The sequence below is a fragment of the Vibrio echinoideorum genome (genome assembly GCF_024347455.1).
Lineage (GTDB): Bacteria > Pseudomonadota > Gammaproteobacteria > Enterobacterales > Vibrionaceae > Vibrio > Vibrio echinoideorum.
Window position 1 is genome coordinate 1,113,802 of sequence record NZ_AP025484.1, and the last position, 18,458, is coordinate 1,132,259.

The following is an 18,458-nucleotide window of genomic DNA, read 5'->3' on the forward strand; positions in this document are numbered from 1 at the left end:
TTCTCTTATATACAGACTGTTTTATATCATGGTTTTATTTTTTACTGAACGAGTGTCGATATTTTTAAGGGTTTCTATACGCAATCTGTGACTTAAAGCAAAAACGCCGAACTGGATTCAGTTCGGCGTTTTAATTTTACGTTGAAGTTGATTACTTAAATTACACTAAAACCCTGATAAATAGACTTAAAAGCATTCGTATTTACTGCGATCTATTGTCTATAAATGGATTAGTTAGCATTAAATTAAGAACAAACCTGAGTCCAGCTACCATCACTACCCGGTTCAGAACTTGTCCACCAGTTCGCTTGGTAAATACTACCGTTATGAACCACTTGGTCGCCAGTGTTTGCATGGCTTGGGTTACCCGCCCAATCTTTCTGAGGTAAGTCTGGGTAAACCGCTAAACCGGCTGTATCACATGTACCTGGGTTGGTGCCACCATCGCCAGGGTTACCGCCACCTGAACTGATATCACCTAATGGTAGGTCTGGTTGCTCAAAGCTAAAGGCATAATCGACTCCGTTCACGCTCACTGCATAGTTAGCAGGGCCTGAGATTGGCAAGTAATACACCATATCTAGCTCATACACGCCACCTGCTGGAAGCTCTTCCCATGTAGGCAAAGTAAACGCCACTCGGTGCATGGTGCCATCTAATCCACCAATGTTATCCGCACGAGTATGACCCGAAGCAATCACAGTTAAACCACCACCCGATTGATCTTTCGCGTTATCAGGTGCTGACACTGGGATATCGAATTGGAATTCGGTACCGCCCGGAAGTGCTTGGCCTGTGTTGTTTGTAAACGTGATCTTAGGGTTAATTGGGTAGTTTTGGTCACCGACTTTGAAGCCACCAACTGATACCGTAATATCTAGTGCTTCTGTCGGGATAGCGCCCGTCGCTACCTTGTTTCCGTATGGGGTCGCAGACTTAAACTTATCGTAGATAGCTTTCGTCATGGTGTTACCCATGTGGAACTCACCGTTACCGCTGTTACACGCTTGTTCTGTCGTATCGATAGACGTTCGGTTGCCACTTTCATCGAGTACATAACAGTTGTAATCCCCTGCTAGTTCCCAGAACATGATACCGCCGATCTCTTTGTCGATAACGTAGTCTGCTTTCACGTTGATAGAATCTTTATCTTCCGTTGAAAGGAATACGCCCTTCTCTGCGTTCCACAACCAAGGAGCAACCGCCACGCTGTCGTAGTTACGCGTGTAAGTGCCTGTTAGAACATCAGATGGATCATTCACAGGATCAAGCTTGTAAGCCTCTGCATAAGAACCCCAAATGCCTTTCTCTAGGTTCTTCGCGTGCCACATTGGGTTAGAACCCGCGCCCATTTCGTTGCCTTTCGGATCGGTATCGTGCCACATATTGTCGATACCAATTGCGCCATGACCACAGTTATTCTTCTCACCTTCCCCCGTACCTGCTGAACATTCAGCTTGGTTTGGAAGTGCAGCTCGGCCCCAAAGACCATTTTCGCCTCCGGTTACACCTTGCCAACCACGTGTGTAGTAAGGCACACCGATATTAATACGACCTGCCGGCATAGAACCACGGAAGTAATGGTAAGCCCAATCAGTGTTCAGATAACCGATACCACCGTAAGCCGCAGTGCCGTAAACGTTCCACTGTGCTAACTCTGAATCTTTACCCGTATCAAACAAGGCTGCGTTATGACCTACGTGATCGTTCCACGCACCGTGAAGGTCGTAAGACATGATGTTTACGTAATCGAGGTACTTAGTCACATCGAACGTTTCCATACCGCGCAACAGGTAACCAGAAGAAGGCGCCGCGATCGTTAACATGTAATGATTGCCATCTTGCGCAGAGGCAGCATCAAGCTTCTCACGTAGCACTTTCATCAAGACTTGGTACGAAGCCCATAAGTATTGACGACGTGGCTCCATGAAGTCTTTGTCGTACGGATTACCGGCACCCGCCATAGAGGTTGGGTATTCGTAATCGATATCTAGACCATCGAATTGGTATTTACGCAGCATTTCCACCGCGGAAGTGGCGAATGTTTCGATACCTTGATGGTTAATAGAACCGTCGGCGTTGGTCGTCATTGTGTAGAAACCACCATCAGCCACTCGGCTACCGTCAGTGGCGAAGTGACCACCGGTTTCAGCCCAACCACCGATTGATATTAACGTCTTAACATCGTGTTTTTTCTTAGCGGTCGCTAATGCACCGAAGTGACCTTTGAAGCCTAAGGTAGGATCAACTTCAACGCCCGGCCACTCTTTACCAACCGCTGCGTTGTTCGGATCATTCACATCACCCACGTTTACTTTGCCATCTGAGCCAATGCTCACGAAAGCGTAGTTAATGTGTGTAAGTTGTTCCCAAGGGATGTCATTTACTAGGTAAGCAGCTTGTGGGTCGTCCCCTGCACGCCAACTTGTGAAGTAACCAATGACACGACGTGGGTGATCCGCGCCCATTTTCTCACGACCTTCATCATCGTAAATCGTACAGTAAGGAACATCGACACCTTGAGTTTGATACAAGCCATCAGGGCGACATGTGCTCACTGTTGGAGCGCCATTCACCGTCAAAGAAGCCAGCGCTGAATCTGTCGTTGCGCCTTGATTGTCAGTCGCTTTCGCATAAACCGCTAAAGAACCCGCTTGAGTGGTTGTGTAATCAAGCGTGTAAGGGCTAGTTGCAGCTGTGCCAATAAGAGCGCCTGCCACATAGAAATCTACCTTATCAACCGTGCCATCGCTGTCTGCTGCTGTTGCGGTAAGCGTTACTACACCACCAACATCGACCGAAGCTGCTGAAAGCGCAACCGAAACTGTCGGTGCTTTATTTCCTGGCAGAGCTGAATCAACAACCACTGAAACTTCACTAGCAAGGCTTGCCGCACCTTCGTTGTCTGTCGCGACAACAGAAACCTGATGATTACCCGACATTGCAGCCCACGTTGCTTCAAATGGTGCCGCTGTCACAACCGCGACCGAAGAACCATCAACAAAGAATTCTACGGAAGCAACACTACCATCAGCGTCCAGTGCTGTTGCGCTTAATACGACATTGTCGCCTTCAACAATCACATCTGATGCTGTTGGCGTTGTTAATGAAGCCGTTGGTGCTTCGTTTGGTGTACCACCACCGCCATTACCACTACACACATCGACTTTCTTCCATTGTGCGTAATCGCCTTCAAATTGGCTTGGGTTGTTATTTTGATTCCAGTAGTTTGCTGAGTACGCGCTGCCGTCATGTGAAACCTGATCACCACCGGTATATACAGTGGCAGAGTCCCACGTTTCTAACGTTGAGCAATCCACAGCCGCATAGCTATTGAACGCCATTAAGCATGACGCGGTGAGAGTACTGAGTGTAAAAACCTTCTTGGCCACTCTTCCTTGGTTTAGGTGCATGTTAGCTATCCCTTAAGTTGTTGTTTCAAGATGTTTAATTTAAATGGAACTTTACTCACCACTTAAATCTCTTCGCAAAACAACTGTAGGTAACAACGCAAATTTAACACCTAAAATATTCTCTATTTATAAAATGACTCGCATTAATTTGTTTATAACATGCAATGAGTCGACACTTATTTTGCACCAACAACTAATATTAATTTATTTCGGAAAGCTAAAAAATAATGTCTCAAAAATCAGAAATGTGACTCAGCGTTGAGAAAAAATTCGTATCAAAACTAACCAAAAAGTAGAGATTTACAGTCGATTTGGCTTTCTTTTTGGAATTCGCCCACCTTTTGATAACAAATGTGTTAGTATCTGCGGCTTTTTTGACGAACCTCACACTTCTATGCAAGTGTGGGAGAAATACATAGGCTTGAAAGAGCCAAATATAGCGAAGAAATAATGTCCAACTTGACGCAAGTCGCCAACGAAAACATCAACGCAGAAGCTACTTCTATCGATTTCAATAAAGCTCAATCTTTGGGTGAAAAACTGGAACTCGGAAACCCAGTATTTTGGCTTAGTGGGAGTTTTTTAACCCTCTTTGTTGTCCTTGCTTTCACCAACACCTCCGTGTTGTCCGAACTTGTAAACATCGGCTTTAGTTACTCAACTAAGTGGTTCGGTGCTTTCTGGCAAGTCCTACTACTACTCAATTTCATTATCGGCTTAGTGCTTGCACTAGGACGCACAGGCCACGTTCGTTTAGGAACGCTTGCTCTCCCTGAAATGACCACCTTTAAATGGATGTCTATCGTCCTCTGTACGCTGCTAGCCGGCGGTGGTGTGTTCTGGGCAGCCGCAGAGCCTATTGCTCACTTTGTTTCAGCTCCGCCACTTTATGGCAACGCTGATCCTCAAGCGATGGCGTTCAACGCCCTATCACAATCTTTCATGCACTGGGGCTTCCTTGCATGGGCAATCTTAGGTGGTTTGTCTTCCATCGTGTTAATGCACCTGCATTACGACAAAGGTCTTCCTCTTAAGCCACGCACGCTGCTTTACCCAGTACTTGGCGACAAAGCAATCAACAGCTGGATTGGTAACGTAGTCGACGCGTGCAGCATCGTCGCTGTAGCTGCAGGTACTATCGGCCCTATCGGTTTCCTTGGACTGCAAATCAGCTACGCGTTGAGCGAACTGTTTGGTATTTCCGACAGCTTTGCAACTCAAAGTGTGGTTATCGTTTTCGCTATCGCAATGTACACACTGTCTGCATTGAGTGGCGTGAACAAAGGTATCCAACTGGTTAGCCGTTACAACATCATCTTATCAGTGTGCCTAATCGGCTACATTCTGCTAGTAGGCCCAACGAGCTTCATCATTGATGGCTACCTACAAGGTATGGGCGAAATGGTGGATAACTTCATCCCAATGGCACTGTACCGCCAAGATACAGCGTGGCTAGGTGGCTGGACGGTATTCTTCTGGGGTTGGTTCTTAGGCTATGGTCCGATGATGGCGATCTTTATTGCTCGTATCTCACGTGGCCGTACGATTCGCCAAATGATCGTTTCTATCAGCATCGTTGCACCGCTAGTAACATGTTTTTGGTTCAGCATCGTTGGTGGTAGTGGTCTAGCGTTTGAATTAGAGAACCCAGGCGTAATTTCTAGCGCGTTCGAAGGCTTTAACCTTCCTGCTGTGCTACTGGCAATTACCGCTCAACTGCCGTTCCCTACTTTGATTGCGATTCTGTTCCTTATCCTGACGACCACGTTCATCGTGACAACAGGTGACTCGATGACTTACACCATCAGTGTGGTAATGACAGGCACTACAGAGCCAAACGCAGCCGTACGTACCTTCTGGGGTATCATCATGGGTGCAGTAGCTATCGCGCTTATCTCAATGGGTTCTGGCGGGATCTCCGCTCTACAGTCATTCATTGTAATCACTGCGGTTCCTGTATCGTTCATCTTGTTGCCGTGTCTATGGCACGCACCGAAAATCGCGAAGCAGATGGCCAGAGATCAAGGTCTCGTTTAATGCCTGACCCGATTTAGTTTCGGATAACGTAGAATACTAAAAAGCCACTCAAGTGATTCACCTGAGTGGCTTTGTTTTATCTGCTCGTTACTTGTATCGACGAAGCTTATTTCTACCGATAGTTCGGCTTATTGAAACTTTTCACCCGCAGCAACCATAAACGACATCTCAACCAATAGCTCAGGGTTAGCCAGCTCTGCTTTCACACATGCACGGCTTGGCGCACAGCCTTCAGGGAACCACGATTCCCACACTTCATTTAACGCGTCAAAATTGGCAAAATCTGTTAGGTAAATCGTTACCGACAATACGCGAGATTTGTCACTGTCTACCAAACTCATCATTTCTTCAGCTTGATCAAAAATTTGCTGAACCTGACTCTTAATTCCTGCAGATGTATCCGTCTCTGGTACCTCAACAAAACTTGCGATGCCATTAAATACAGTTACATCTGACCAACGTTTGGTCGGGTTAATTCTATGGATTTTCACGGTCAATTCTCTTCTTATAATTAGGGATTTACGTCAACGTAATCTAATCCAAATCGTGAATATTGAAAACAAAAATTGGAAGGCTCTATCTCTCCAGTGAGATCATCATTCTGTTATGGACGGCGCTCAACTCGTGCCGACACCACAATTGAAGAGTCTGCCTTCCTCTCAACTTCAAAACAACCACCAGAGCTTGAAAGCTGGCGAACTGAAAGCTTGTCTTTCCCTAGCTTATCAAACCAATATGGAGCCAGTGAACATTGTGCCGAACCTGTTGCTAAATCCTCCGAAATACCGATTTTCGGCGCAAAATAGCGCAGAACATAACTGTCATCTGAGCTTTTGGCTGTCACCATCACTGCATGCAGATCTTTAATTATTTTATACAATTCAAAGTCAGGCGAAAAATTCTTTACGGCTTCCTCTGATTCCAAAATCAGCACTAAATCTCTTGTAGAAAAAGCTTCGACAACAGATTGATTTAAAGCCGCCAAATCAATAGCAACATCGTGTAACTGCGAGTAAGGTTTACCCTTCCAGCTTGGCAGTTCTATTTGAGACAAGCCTTCCTTTCTAGAAATCACAACCTGTTCATAATCACTATTTAGGGTAACCTCATTGAACTTATACTTTTCGATCAAGCTAGTGCCTGCAGCCAAACTGCCGTGACCACAAAGGTTTATTTCACCATCTAAGGAGAACCAACGAATATCGAAAGCATTCCCTGATTTCACGACGAAAGCTGTGATTGGCAGTGCGAGTTGATGCGTTACTTCTAGTAATTCCGAGTCGGCTAACCATTGGCCAAGTTCTACGACCCCACAAGGGTTACCTTTCGCTGACTCCCCACCAAATACATCATATATAAGCGCTTTGATAACCTATCTCCTTATTCTGTCATCTAAAGCTCTCATTCAAAGCTCTAGTTTCTTTTTCTTTACACAAATCATTAGCATAGAGAACACTAAAAGTTGCCAAGCATTATGATTCATACAGAAAACTAATACTCTCATAGCGAAATTAATTTTGCACTAGTGCGGTCATATTCAGGGATTTTATTAAATAGAGTACTTTTATGCATGTTCAAACCTATGATTTAAAACAGAGTAATATCGGATACAACCTAGGCGTGATTGGCGTAGCATTAGTGTTAGCTTGGATTGGTATTTACAAATTTACACCAACTGAAGCGATGCTCATTGAACCGCTAATCGCAAATCATCCTGCAATGAACTGGCTTTATAATCTGTTCTCAGTACAAGCTGTGTCTAACATGGTGGGTGGCGCGGAGATCATTGTCGCGATTGGATTGATCGTTGGATTTAAGAAACCGACAGTAGCCTTCTATTCAGGCATTGCAGCAGCGGCTATCTTTGTCGTGACACTCAGCTTTCTAATTACAACGCCAAACGCTTGGAAAGTATCGGATGGCATCTTAGTCACTAACTTCTTCCTAGTGAAAGATATCCTGTTTTTAGCGATCGCAATTAGCGTAATCGAACGTAACAAACCTCAGAAGTAACCGTAAATCTAGAAGTGGCCAAACCTAGAGAGTAACCTTAAACCTTGAAATAAAAAGACTCGAAGCTGGCTAGAAGGACGCTGCCAGCTTCTAATGTATAAGGCGATAATCTAGATGATAAAGTTTAATTAAAATAACAAGTTAAGATACTAATTAACTTCGTAGAGTAAATGTAACCTATAACAAAAACTTGAACTCTTGAGACGCCTTGGTTGGCAACATCTCGATGACTTCATACTTAGCGATATTCTCTCGATGAAAGGGGTCCTCGGTCAAAATCATGTCTAACTGTTCCCTGTTATTAAGCGTGGATAAAATAACACCACCAGTTCGAGGGTTCTTACGACCCGACAACTGAAAGTGCCCGAGTTCATACTGCTTGTTTAAAAACTCAACATGTTCTGGAATGAAGCGATCTACTTCTTCCAAAGGCACTTGGTATTCAAGAGAAACAATAAACATAATCTTTCCTTACTATAAGACGAGTTAACATCGAAAGTATTCAGTTACACCGATAACGCTTTGCGATAATAATTGGCATCTTGATGTTCTCCTTTGAACACTGCGTAGTTCTCTACATTCTCAACTAAATCAAATCCTGTATTGGATAATATTTTATTTGAGCCGACATTACCCACTAACGCATAGGCATCAACATATTTAAGGGATGAGTGCTCGGCCAAGTAGATAAGTAACTTCCTCACCGCGTTAGACGCAATGCCTTTTGAAGCAAAGGGTCGACCTACTCGATAACCTAGCTCCCCACTTCCAGCGTTCTGGTCGATATCACGAACATTGATTCGCCCACAAATAGTGCCATTAGCGTCTTTGATCAACATAGGAATCATCTCGCCATTGTCATACTCTGTTAGAAAGCTAGTGATTTGTTCGGCAACACCCGTATTAGAATAGAAACGGTCTTCCCGAGCTGGGACAAATTGCTCAAACCACTCTCTATTTTCGACTTCAAACTCCAATAAAGCACTGGCATCGCTTGGATGAAGTACGTGTAAAAATACATCCATAATCAATACCCTGTCGCTTATCTAAAAAAGCCGCACCTTATGATTCATACAGCTCAGCTTGTCTTATGAATCTAAGGTAAGTATCTTAACTTCTTAGCAGGGTTGCCTGCATAGATACCTTTCTCGGTGATGTCTTTTGTCACCACACTGCCCGCGCCGATTACCACCCCTTCGCAAATGCTGACAGACAATACTGTCGCATTCGAACCAATAGTAACGTTATCAGCGATAACAGTTCGCCCCCAACTGTCTGGGTTTGGATCTGGTTTGCCCTCTTTGAACAAGTCATTGGCAAACATTACTCCATGCCCAACAAAGCAGTCACTTCCGATAGTCACATACTCGCAAATAAAGGTGTGAGATTGAATCTTACTCCTCTCGCCTATCACGGAGTTCTTTTGAATCTCGACAAAAGGGCCAACAAACACATCATCTTGAAGCTCACAACCATACACATTAGATGGCTCGATGATAGTGACATTCTTGCCACAGGTAATGTCAGTAACCTGTACCTTTAACACTCTTGGACTGGCCATACTTCCTCTCGACATTAGCGTAACAATTCAACATAAACGATTGTGCCGTAGCCATTTAAGCACAAGCAAGTTGGAGTAGAGAGAGTTGGCGGTGGATCAAACATTCCACGAGTCTGTTTGCTAAAACAACCCAACCAGCAAAACTGACAATAACACTCCACTGATAAAACTTGGGGCATGAAATGGGCGAGCTTTAGATTTTACGTACTCTTTCTGAAGATCTTCTTGATAAGTTTTAACAGCGAGTTCTTTTACGTAGTTATTTTGCATAATAAGCTCCTTCTTAATCAGTAAGAGAAGCTTAAGACTTGAAGTTAGGTTGAGGTAAAGCAAAAATTCAGATTAATTGAACACTTTAGTTTTGTTACTCGAGGATTACCCTGAACACATCGTTATTCACGCCGCCAACATCCACTAACTCTCCCGGCTTCATAACAAGCGAGGCGTTTAGTTGTCGTGTTGAACGTGGCTCTTTCATTTCTCGAATCACTAACATATCGACAAAGTAGCCTGAGTTTTGCTTTGATATTGAGCCCGAGAAAGTAACACTCTCTTTTCTATTGGCTAGCACCGAATTAAATGTTTTATCCTCTAAAACACCTGCAGAGATGGATGTATCACCATAAAAAAGCGTGATAGTTGTAGGATCAGGCATTAGCTTTTGATTAGACGAACAACCCATAAGGGATAGGCACAGCAGTAAAATAATTCGAAATTGCATAAACTGGTTTTCTTACGTTAAGCGTCTGTTTTTCATATTAAAACACTTCGACTTAATAATCACCATATGTCGGGTCGAAGCTTAGTTATATTGCTTCGAATAAGTTGTTTAGCGAGGCTTGGGATTGGCAGTATCTGTGGTGAGTTAGCAGATCAGACCGCCGGCTTATGTTTCGACTCAATGTTTAAGAGCTAAAGCTGGGATCTGATCGCTATTATCGAGAAGGGTGCAATTGATTTAAGCAACAACATCTTGTGGAGGCGTGCCTTCACAATTAGAAACGACTGCATCAATTTGAATTAGAGCATTCATAGGAATCTCTAAAACCCCAACTACCGTTCTTGCAGGCAGCTCAGCATTAAAGAATGCGGTGTAGATTTCGTTTACCGCATCAATATCTGAAATATCCTTAAGTTGAATATTAATTTTCACCGTATCGTCCATGCTATGGTCAACACTTTCAATTATCGCCTTAATATTTTTTAAACATTGTTCAGCTTGCTCTTTTACACCACCAGCAACAATTTCATTTGTTTTCGGGTCTAAAGGCAATTGTCCTGAAATATGATTGTAGTGAGAGAAAGCAACAGTATGCGAATAAGGCATGAATGGTACTGCAACAGTATTATAGGTTTCAATAACCAGTAAGCGAGTGTCTTCTGGTAATTGCGGCGGTGTACCGTCGCCATGTGAAACGGATGTATCAATTTGAATTAAAGCACCCATTGGTAATTCAGCTGCGTTAACAACGGTACGAGCAGGAACGTAGCTTGGGAAGAATTTAGCACATACTTCATTTACCACTTCCGCATCTGCGATATTTTTTACGTAGATAGTCGTTTTAACCACATCATTCATGACATGTCCGATGCTTTCTAAAATAGCTTTAATGTTTGATAGACATTGGGCCGTTTGCGCTTCGATACCACCATCAACCAACTCACCTGTAGTAACATCTATCGGTAACTGAGCTGAAAGATTGTTGTAGTGAGAAAAAGCCGCAGTCTGCGTGGACACAGCACTTTGAGGCGCATTATCCGTATTTCTTGATACCTTAACTAGTGCGCAAGGTGCTTGTGGTTTAGTGCCTTCGCCGTTTGAAATAAGAGCATCCATTTGAACTAAAGCGTCACTGTTCGGCAACGCAGCGACACCCACTACGGTACGTGTAGGCAGGCTGTTGTTAAAGAAGCTTTTGTAAACTTCATCAATAGCATCGATATCAGAAATATTCTTAACGAAAACATTAATCTTCACGACATCATCCATAACATGGTCGATGCTTTCAACAATGGCCTTAATATTATTTAAGCATTGTGCTGCTTGGTCTTTAATATCACCAGTTACTATTTCACCTGTTTTGGGATCAACAGGTAATTGAGCAGAAAAGTTATTATAATGAGAAAAAGCGACCGTTTGTGTAGATACAGAATTAATTGGTGCATTTTCAGTATTTCTTGAAATTTTAATGATATCGCTACTCATCGGAATTATCCTTTTAATAATATAGGCATACGTATTTATATTTAATAATCGTATTGGAAAGAATGATTAAAGTAGCGCCATGTTAAGTGAATTATTTTAGGGTAAACGTGATACCCGTCAGGCTATCACTTAACCATAAATCAGGGAGTTACAGAATAATTAGTCACAACACGACTAATTATCCGCAATAATAGGGCGAAACGAGTAATAAATTCTCTTTATCTTTTGATATATTCAACAATCATGAATACTCACTCAGATAAAGAGATGGATAACTTTCTAAGTTTAGAAAAAATTTGATAGGTTGTTCACATTAAAAGTCCTCAAATCCTCTTACTAGACTAATTATTGAGCTAACTATCTTATATACGTGCATAAACTCTTAGGCTGGTTAACTAATTATTTTAGAGGGCTGATATTATATAAACACATTAATAATATATTCGAAAATCGAATACCAGCAGACTAATATTACCTACCATTAGATACATTTGCTTATCTTGCTTAACAAGGGAATGTGCTCGTTCGTGGTATCCGGAGAGTCAATCCACTAAACGCCACCCCAAATTTCAAAATTTCAGCGTTGAATACCTAAGAAGTTAGACCACTTATCTTTTACTTCAGGTGTTAAATCTAACGTAAATTCGTAGCCTAAATGATTTTCACGAGTGACCTCAAACCCCAGGTGCTTGTGAAACTGCACCGATAACTCATTGAGGCGTAGGACATTGCTCACTAAAACAGTTGAGTGGTTGTTTTTAAGTTGATCGGCAATGGAACGAAACAAAAAAAGGAATGCCGCCTTACTTCGATAGTTTGGATGCACCACAAACATAGGCACAAACCACTGACCATCTCCTAAATCACGTAGCGTTACATAACCAATTAATTTGTCTTGTCGACGATACTCAAACAACAACCCCTGCTCAATTGATTCAGCACGTGACGCCAAATAAACATCTCTTTCGATCGGAAACCCGGCTTCTTTAGAAATTGACTCCAACGTGAGCATATCTAGTTCCAAATACTCTTCCATCATTACCTTCTCAGCTAATATCTTACTGGCGAAACTTTAAACGTCATTGATGCACGAAACACACTTTAAGCGAAAATTTCCAAATATTAAGTATCATTGCAACTCATTTGTTCTACTGGAACTCAAAGAAGTTGAAGAACAAAGCAAGCAATAAAAGCGGGTAAACCAGCGATGAACAACACTAGCCCTGTGTGGTAGTTCATTCGGTAGTGTTCTTGTTGGTCTTTATCAAAATCATGGCCTTCGACCATTTTGTAGACTTTATCTGTTATAGGGTCATCAAGACGTGTCGTCTTACTATGAACACCACCTTCCCACATTAACTTCGCTAGAACCCAAATGACAATGACCACAAAAAATAGAAAGTCGACAAGTCTTGTCGTGGCAAAGAAAGGAAAAAACTGAGATAGCGCTATAACTGCCAATGCTGCTGTTAGATTAATTAATGCTACTTTCTTCAATAAGTCGAACAAAAGACCTCCTAGAGTATCAACATGATTTAAGCAGCTGTGACTGGAAATCTTCTAATGTCATCACAGACTCCAACTTTGGTGTATTCTTGAAAAACAACACGCATAGTCAACCCAGCCTCACTTCTCATCCAATTCATAAACTCACGGTCAAGCTCAGAACGCCATATGTGTTGAATCATTTTTGTGAAGCTTTCGATTTCAAGGTTTAAAAGTCATTACCGACTCATTTCCTAAAGTTTGCAAGCACTCAAAACCTGATTTGTTGTACGTGCTTATCGCGTGAGTATTATTAGTAAAAACGGTGAGTCTTAATTCTGCTTCATTGCGCGACTCCAATAAAAGCTTAGCGAGATTTAGCATTTTAATGCTGATAGCACGTCCTCTAGAGCTTGAAGTCACAAACATTTGAATGACTTCTAAAGAAGAATCATCAATAGGTGTCAGCCCACATAAGCCGACAAGTTCTTCCCCGATAAATGCACCGATCATGACACTTTCCTGAGAAGCACTTTCAATTAGTCCTTCAAAATATAACTTTGGCATTTTTGACTGGGCTTCATAACCAGAGCCAAAGCATTCTGGATGTAATCTCAAACTTTCAAGTCGTAGTGATCGATACTTAAGGCTATCTTTGCTTTCTAGTATTTTACAATGAACGTCCATATTTCCTCACTTGAGAATAATCGCCGTTAGTCCGAAAGTTTAACGCTTGAACGCAAATTCCTTCCTAACAACTTACTCATGACGACTATGCTTTGTTGTTTAATAACAGATATTTATAAAACATCCGCTTTTCGGGCAACTAAAATATACAAACAATATTGCATAATATGAAATACCGCACGTTTCGGAACATAAATATTGAGTAAGGACTAAACAGCTCTTGGAGTAGTATTGAAGTGGCGCTTAAATTCGCGGCTGAATTGGGATGGGCTCGAGTAGCCGACTCGGCGAGCAGCATCGCTGATGCGAAGGCCTTCTAGCTGAATCAGTTCTTTGGCTTTGTTGAGTCTTACCTTCTTCAAATATTGAAGAGGTGATTCAAAGGTGACATTACGAAACGCATTGTGGAAGGCAGACACACTCATGTTTGCTTCGTCGGCAAGCGATTGAACAGTGATGGTTTGGTCGTACTCTTCATGCACTTTAGACAGCGCTTTAGCGACACGTGCGTAATGGCCGTCATGATGGGCCAAATCAAACAGCACTCGTCCTTCTGAACCGGTTAGGGCGCGGTAGACAATCTCGCTGACCATGGCATCACCCAATATATTGGCTTCAATGTCACAATGTAGAGTTTTGACCAATCGAGTAAAGCTCTCCAGCATTTGCTCTTCCATTGGCGTCGATTCTAAGCCGCTCGAATTCTGCTTGTGCTTGTTGCAGTAGCTCTCTAGAAAGCCTTGGTCTTCCAGCTTTTTGACTAAGCTGTGCAAGCGCTGAGAATCGATGCTTATCGACAAACCAAGCAATGGTTCGCCATTTACAGGTAAGGCTTCACACTCCAATGGCATTGGCACGCCTACCACAAGATAATCACCAGCAGCGTAAGTAACGGGTCTGTCGCCAATATAGATGTTCTTTTTGCCCTGCCCGAGCATGATAATACCCGACTGGTAAGTGAATGGCTGGCGCTGATTCCCGCCACTGCTTCTATACAACCACACACCGCCAATTTCAGTTTCTCTGATCCCTTCGAGATCATCCCAACCTTTGTGTTCTACATAAGACTGTAACAACTGCGCGAGTGTTTTCATAAGTGGCGACTTTCCATTCCAAGTGCTAAGAGTAAGTAAGCTAAAGCAGAGAAAGAATATCAACTTTGTAGAAATAGGCAATTTATTTGGAGGATCAGCTCTTCATCACCCTAGATTACTGTACTAATATGCAAATATAGAAATTGAGCAATCAAATAAAATAACAAATTGAGCTTTACACAAGGAATCTCTAATGCAATTCACTTATGTTAACCCTACAGTTATCCACTTCGGCCAAGGCCAAATCAACGCTATCAGCCAAGCGGTTGATACTTCGAAGAAAGTACTAGTCATCTACGGTGGCGGTTCAATCAAAAGCAACGGTGTTTACGACCAAGTTGTCGCTTCTCTCAAGGATCACGCTTGGATTGAGTTCGCTGGTGTTGAAGCTAACCCAACGAAAGAGACGCTAGATAAAGCCGTCGCTCTTGTTAAAGAAGAAAACGTAGAGTTCATTATCGCTGTTGGCGGTGGTTCAGTAATCGACGGTTCTAAATACGTTGCGGCGGCAGCTAAATACGACGGCGACGGTTGGGATATCCTAGCGGGCAAACACCAAGTTACTGAAGCAACTCCTATTGGTGCGGTACTGACACTTCCTGCGACAGGTTCTGAATCTAACATGGGTGCGGTAATCACTCGTAAAGAGACTCAAGAGAAACTGGCATTCATGAACCCTGCGGTACAGCCTAAATTTGCGGTTATGGACCCAGACGTAATGAAGTCTCTGCCAGAGCGCCAACTGATCAACGGTCTAGTTGATGCATGGGTTCACGTATGTGAGCAATACATCACAATGCCAACAGACGCGATGGTTCAAGACGGTTACGCAGAAACACTGCTTAAGAACCTACTTGTACTGGGTAAGCAATACGACGAGCGTGACAACGACGCTTGGCGTGCAAACCTAATGTGGACAGCAAACCAAGCGCTTAACGGCCTGATTGGTACGGGTGTTCCTCAAGATTGGGCAACACACATGATTGGCCACGAATTCACTGCGCTATGGCACGTAGACCACGCGCGTTCTCTTGCGATTGTTCAACCTTCACTACTTCGTAATCAAATCGAAGCGAAGCGTGGCAAGCTAGAGCAAATGGGTCGTAACGTATTTGGCCTAGAAGCGGGTGCTGATTTAGCCGAGCGTACAATCGCGGCAATCGAAGCCTTCTACCACAGCCTAGACGTTCCAACCATGTTCGACGGTTACGAAGCAACTAAAGCGGCAGCAATCGACAACGTTGTTGCTCAACTTGAATCACACGGTTACCTGCAACTTGGCGAAAACCAAGCAATCACGCCAGAGAAAACGCGTGAGATTTTAGAGTCTGCGATTCACTAAGAATTGCTAAAGTAGAGAGAAAGCAAAGGCAATGGTCACACAAAGATGATTTTTTACACCTGACTGAACCCATTACTTATTTCTTTCGTACAAACAAAGCAGCGTTCATTTTGGGCGCTGCTTTTTAATTTGCCCTACAAGATGCTATTAAATTCTCATAAGTCCTTAATTTTATGTGCATTCAGATTTCTATATTGGTAAGGTAAACCTGTCTCTTTACTAGGTATGAACAACGATTTGAACAATCTCAAGGAAATGGTTAAGTTTAAGTCACTTAACAAGTGGTATGGTGATTTTCATGCCCTAAAGGATATCGATTTAAATATTGAACAAGGAGAGATAGTGGTGATTTGCGGGCCATCAGGTTCGGGCAAATCAACCTTAATCCGTTGTATCAATCAGCTAGAACCTTTCGAAAGTGGCGAGCTTTGCGTGTTAGAACAAGTGCTTCCGAGTAAATTCAACACACCTGGCCAAGTCGGAATGGTGTTTCAGCATTTTCATTTATTCCCTCATCTTACCGTGCTTGAAAACCTGACACTGTCTCCAATACGTACGCTTAAAAAAAGCAAACGAGAAGCCGAGAAGCTTGCAATGCACTATCTCGAGCGCGTACACATCGCTGAACAAGCCAACAAATACCCAGTGCAACTTTCTGGCGGTCAGCAACAACGTGTAGCTATCGCCCGTTCGCTGTGCATGAAGCCTGAATTACTGCTTTTTGATGAACCGACTTCAGCGCTTGATCCTGAGATGATCAACGAAGTGCTCGACGTGATGGTTGAACTGGCGAGCGAAGGTATCACCATGGTGTGTGTGACCCACGAAATGGGCTTTGCGAAACAAGTGGCCGACCGCGTTATCTTCATGGATGAAGGACAAATTGTGGAATCGAATACGCCACAAGCGCTCTTTGAAAACCCTCAACATGAACGTACTCAAGCGTTCCTAAATCAGATCCTGACTTATTGATGTTGATTCGAATTATTAAACCCGCCCTATCTGCTTTGGTACAGATTGTTGTACTGGTGGCTGCTGTTGTTTGGATTCTCGACTCTGGTGCACAAACCATGGGATACAGCTGGCAATGGGAGCGTGTGCCGGACTATATTGCTTTCTATAAAGATGGTGAATGGTGGCCTGCAGAATTAGTTGAAGGGCTGCTGGTTACCATCAATATCTCTTTGATTTCTTTGGTTGCTACGCTGGTCATTGGTTTAACGACAGCGCTGTTGAGAAACTCAAATTCTGTGGTTGGACGCACCTTAGCCACCAGCTATGTTGAGTTGATTCGTAACACGCCGTTATTAGTACAAATTTATTTGCTCTATTTTGTATTTGGCCCCGTATTAGGGCTCGATCGCTTTAGCACTGCCGTTTTAGCCTTGGCACTTTTCCAAGGCGCTTATACCGCCGAGATATTTCGTGCCGGTTTAAATGGTATTGCGAGAGGACAATTTGAAGCAGCTCAATCCTTGGGCTTATCAAAGACCTATACTTACTGGGATGTGATTCTTCCTCAGGTGGTGCAACGCACCTTGCCACCTTTGACCAATGAAGTGATCTCTCTTATTAAAAACTCTTCAATTGTGAGTGTCATGGCTATTTTTGACCTGACGACTGAAGCCAGAAACATCGTTTCTGAAACCGCGATGCCATTCGAGATTTGGTTCTCTGTGGCGATCATTTATCTTGCTCTTACACTTTCACTTTCTGCCGTTGCTGCTTGGCTTGAGCATAAGCTCGGGGCTAACTGGCGAACACAATAAGGATTTATCAGCATGAAGCTATTTAAACCCGCGATTACAGCCCTACTTGCGCTTGCCGTAAGTTTGCCTGCACTTGCTTCTGAAACGCCTAACCTCGATAAAATCAACGAACGTGGCTCACTGCGCGTTGGTATGTCGACATTTGTTCCTTGGGCGATGCGTAACAAACAAGGCGATCTCGTTGGCTTTGAAATCGACGTGGCGAAACGCCTTGCCGAAGACTCTGGTTGGAAAGTCGAATTTGTACCTACGGCATGGGACGGTATTATCCCTTCTCTATTATCGAAAAAATTTGATGTAATCATCGGCGGTATGTCTATCACTGAAGCTCGTGCTAAAAGCGTATTGTTCACTGAACCTTACTCGCACTCTGGCGTTCAACTGGCGGCTAATAAAGAGCTAGCGGAAGGTTTTACTCAGATCTCTGATTTTGATTCTCGCCGTGTAAAAATTGCAGCACGTCGTGGAGCATTCACGGTTCAAGTCGCTCGTGAAACCTTCCCTAAGGCGAAAGTTCTACAGTTCGATGACGATGCTCAAGCATTCCAAGAAGTGTTGAACGGCAACGCACACGCGGTTATTGCGTCTAGCCCGAAACCAGAACACGAAACGATCAAAAACGCAGACACGCTATTTATTCCATTTGAAGAGCGTCTATCAAAAGGTAACGAAGCATTTGCAGTTCGCCTAGGTGAAACTGACAAGGCAGAATTCTTCAACGAATGGATCAAAGCACGTACTGAAGACGGTTGGTTGAAAGAGCGTTACGAGTACTGGTTCTCTACTCTAGATTGGCAAGACCAGATTGCTCAAGGTCAGTAATCAGAACTTTTGCTGGTGAATCGAGGCAG

At 43.3% G+C, this 18,458-nt stretch carries 19 protein-coding genes; 6 read left to right on the forward strand and 13 right to left on the reverse strand.

Annotated elements, in window-relative coordinates:
- Positions 1–245 precede the first annotated feature (245 nt).
- On the reverse strand, positions 246–3,413 hold the full coding sequence (locus tag OCV36_RS21205; protein ID WP_135455179.1) for a chitinase C-terminal domain-containing protein: 3,168 nt from the start codon (positions 3,411–3,413) through the stop codon (positions 246–248).
- Between the two features lie 450 nt (positions 3,414–3,863).
- Between OCV36_RS21205 and OCV36_RS21210 the strand changes: the two genes are divergently transcribed.
- Positions 3,864–5,450, forward strand: a complete 1,587-nt coding sequence (locus OCV36_RS21210) for a BCCT family transporter (protein ID WP_017091848.1) — start codon at positions 3,864–3,866, stop codon at positions 5,448–5,450.
- 128 nt (positions 5,451–5,578) lie between these two features.
- Here OCV36_RS21210 and OCV36_RS21215 read toward each other — a convergent pair whose 3' ends face one another.
- Entirely contained in the window at positions 5,579–5,941 is a 363-nt protein-coding gene (locus OCV36_RS21215) for a RidA family protein (RefSeq protein ID WP_017085597.1), read from the reverse strand.
- Positions 5,942–6,054: 113 nt separating this feature from the next.
- Complete coding sequence (locus OCV36_RS21220; RefSeq protein WP_210114710.1) at positions 6,055–6,819, reverse strand: PhzF family phenazine biosynthesis protein; 765 nt, start codon at positions 6,817–6,819, stop codon at positions 6,055–6,057.
- 197 nt (positions 6,820–7,016) lie between these two features.
- Between OCV36_RS21220 and OCV36_RS21225 the strand changes: the two genes are divergently transcribed.
- Complete coding sequence (locus tag OCV36_RS21225; protein WP_102482546.1) at positions 7,017–7,463, forward strand: DUF417 family protein; 447 nt, start codon at positions 7,017–7,019, stop codon at positions 7,461–7,463.
- A 177-nt stretch (positions 7,464–7,640) separates the two neighbouring features.
- Here the strand turns inward: OCV36_RS21225 and OCV36_RS21230 are convergent, their stop codons facing one another.
- The 10 genes from OCV36_RS21230 to OCV36_RS21275 all read right to left on the reverse strand — a co-directional run bounded on the left by OCV36_RS21230 (position 7,641) and on the right by OCV36_RS21275 (position 14,496).
- The gene (locus OCV36_RS21230; RefSeq protein ID WP_054543156.1) at positions 7,641–7,925 is read right to left on the reverse strand and encodes a YciI family protein; all 285 of its coding nucleotides are present in this window, start codon (positions 7,923–7,925) and stop codon (positions 7,641–7,643) included.
- A gap of 44 nt (positions 7,926–7,969) precedes the next feature.
- Positions 7,970–8,488 carry a GNAT family N-acetyltransferase gene (locus OCV36_RS21235; protein ID WP_135455183.1) on the reverse strand — a complete coding sequence of 173 codons (519 nt, stop codon included), beginning with the start codon at positions 8,486–8,488 and terminating at the stop codon, positions 7,970–7,972.
- Positions 8,489–8,559: 71 nt separating this feature from the next.
- Complete coding sequence (locus tag OCV36_RS21240; protein ID WP_135455186.1) at positions 8,560–9,024, reverse strand: acyltransferase; 465 nt, start codon at positions 9,022–9,024, stop codon at positions 8,560–8,562.
- Positions 9,025–9,144: 120 nt separating this feature from the next.
- Entirely contained in the window at positions 9,145–9,294 is a 150-nt protein-coding gene (locus tag OCV36_RS21245; protein ID WP_004731446.1) for a hypothetical protein, read from the reverse strand.
- A 94-nt stretch (positions 9,295–9,388) separates the two neighbouring features.
- Positions 9,389–9,745, reverse strand: coding sequence for a hypothetical protein (locus tag OCV36_RS21250; RefSeq protein WP_065605144.1), 357 nt, complete (start codon positions 9,743–9,745; stop codon positions 9,389–9,391).
- A gap of 237 nt (positions 9,746–9,982) precedes the next feature.
- Positions 9,983–11,230: a RidA family protein gene (locus OCV36_RS21255; protein ID WP_135455188.1), complete on the reverse strand. Its 1,248-nt coding sequence runs from the start codon at positions 11,228–11,230 to the stop codon at positions 9,983–9,985.
- 577 nt (positions 11,231–11,807) lie between these two features.
- Positions 11,808–12,254 (reverse strand): GNAT family N-acetyltransferase, encoded by a 447-nt coding sequence (locus OCV36_RS21260; protein WP_245300904.1) that lies wholly within the window; start codon positions 12,252–12,254, stop codon positions 11,808–11,810.
- Positions 12,255–12,388: 134 nt separating this feature from the next.
- Positions 12,389–12,739, reverse strand: a complete 351-nt coding sequence (locus OCV36_RS21265; RefSeq protein ID WP_102497516.1) for a hypothetical protein — start codon at positions 12,737–12,739, stop codon at positions 12,389–12,391.
- A 198-nt stretch (positions 12,740–12,937) separates the two neighbouring features.
- On the reverse strand, positions 12,938–13,402 hold the full coding sequence (locus OCV36_RS21270) for a GNAT family N-acetyltransferase (protein WP_102497515.1): 465 nt from the start codon (positions 13,400–13,402) through the stop codon (positions 12,938–12,940).
- Positions 13,403–13,611: 209 nt separating this feature from the next.
- Entirely contained in the window at positions 13,612–14,496 is an 885-nt protein-coding gene (locus OCV36_RS21275) for an AraC family transcriptional regulator (RefSeq protein ID WP_009845512.1), read from the reverse strand.
- Positions 14,497–14,689: 193 nt separating this feature from the next.
- On the opposite strand from OCV36_RS21275, the gene OCV36_RS21280 reads away from it, so the two are divergent.
- The 4 genes from OCV36_RS21280 (at position 14,690) to OCV36_RS21295 (ending at position 18,429) form a co-directional block, all read left to right on the forward strand.
- Positions 14,690–15,838: an iron-containing alcohol dehydrogenase gene (locus tag OCV36_RS21280; protein ID WP_004731461.1), complete on the forward strand. Its 1,149-nt coding sequence runs from the start codon at positions 14,690–14,692 to the stop codon at positions 15,836–15,838.
- Between the two features lie 225 nt (positions 15,839–16,063).
- Positions 16,064–16,810 (forward strand): amino acid ABC transporter ATP-binding protein, encoded by a 747-nt coding sequence (locus OCV36_RS21285; RefSeq protein WP_017082064.1) that lies wholly within the window; start codon positions 16,064–16,066, stop codon positions 16,808–16,810.
- Positions 16,810–17,607, forward strand: coding sequence for an amino acid ABC transporter permease (locus OCV36_RS21290; RefSeq protein WP_135455190.1), 798 nt, complete (start codon positions 16,810–16,812; stop codon positions 17,605–17,607). Before OCV36_RS21285 ends, OCV36_RS21290 begins: the two co-directional genes overlap by 1 nt.
- A gap of 12 nt (positions 17,608–17,619) precedes the next feature.
- Positions 17,620–18,429 (forward strand): transporter substrate-binding domain-containing protein, encoded by an 810-nt coding sequence (locus tag OCV36_RS21295; protein WP_135455192.1) that lies wholly within the window; start codon positions 17,620–17,622, stop codon positions 18,427–18,429.
- Positions 18,430–18,458 lie beyond the last annotated feature (29 nt).

Bases quoted from the DNA above. Each gene is read 5' to 3' on its own strand.
- OCV36_RS21205 (WP_135455179.1), bottom strand. From the start codon at position 3,413: ATGCACCTAAACCAAGGAAGAGTGGCCAAGAAGGTTTTTACACTCAGT.
- OCV36_RS21210 (WP_017091848.1), top strand. From the start codon at position 3,864: ATGTCCAACTTGACGCAAGTCGCCAACGAAAACATCAACGCAGAAGCT.
- OCV36_RS21225 (WP_102482546.1), top strand. From the start codon at position 7,017: ATGCATGTTCAAACCTATGATTTAAAACAGAGTAATATCGGATACAAC.
- OCV36_RS21230 (WP_054543156.1), bottom strand. From the start codon at position 7,925: ATGTTTATTGTTTCTCTTGAATACCAAGTGCCTTTGGAAGAAGTAGAT.
- OCV36_RS21235 (WP_135455183.1), bottom strand. From the start codon at position 8,488: ATGGATGTATTTTTACACGTACTTCATCCAAGCGATGCCAGTGCTTTA.
- OCV36_RS21240 (WP_135455186.1), bottom strand. From the start codon at position 9,024: ATGGCCAGTCCAAGAGTGTTAAAGGTACAGGTTACTGACATTACCTGT.
- OCV36_RS21245 (WP_004731446.1), bottom strand. From the start codon at position 9,294: ATGCAAAATAACTACGTAAAAGAACTCGCTGTTAAAACTTATCAAGAA.
- OCV36_RS21250 (WP_065605144.1), bottom strand. From the start codon at position 9,745: ATGCAATTTCGAATTATTTTACTGCTGTGCCTATCCCTTATGGGTTGT.
- OCV36_RS21255 (WP_135455188.1), bottom strand. From the start codon at position 11,230: ATGAGTAGCGATATCATTAAAATTTCAAGAAATACTGAAAATGCACCA.
- OCV36_RS21270 (WP_102497515.1), bottom strand. From the start codon at position 13,402: ATGGACGTTCATTGTAAAATACTAGAAAGCAAAGATAGCCTTAAGTAT.
- OCV36_RS21275 (WP_009845512.1), bottom strand. From the start codon at position 14,496: ATGAAAACACTCGCGCAGTTGTTACAGTCTTATGTAGAACACAAAGGT.
- OCV36_RS21280 (WP_004731461.1), top strand. From the start codon at position 14,690: ATGCAATTCACTTATGTTAACCCTACAGTTATCCACTTCGGCCAAGGC.
- OCV36_RS21285 (WP_017082064.1), top strand. From the start codon at position 16,064: ATGAACAACGATTTGAACAATCTCAAGGAAATGGTTAAGTTTAAGTCA.
- OCV36_RS21290 (WP_135455190.1), top strand. From the start codon at position 16,810: ATGTTGATTCGAATTATTAAACCCGCCCTATCTGCTTTGGTACAGATT.
- OCV36_RS21295 (WP_135455192.1), top strand. From the start codon at position 17,620: ATGAAGCTATTTAAACCCGCGATTACAGCCCTACTTGCGCTTGCCGTA.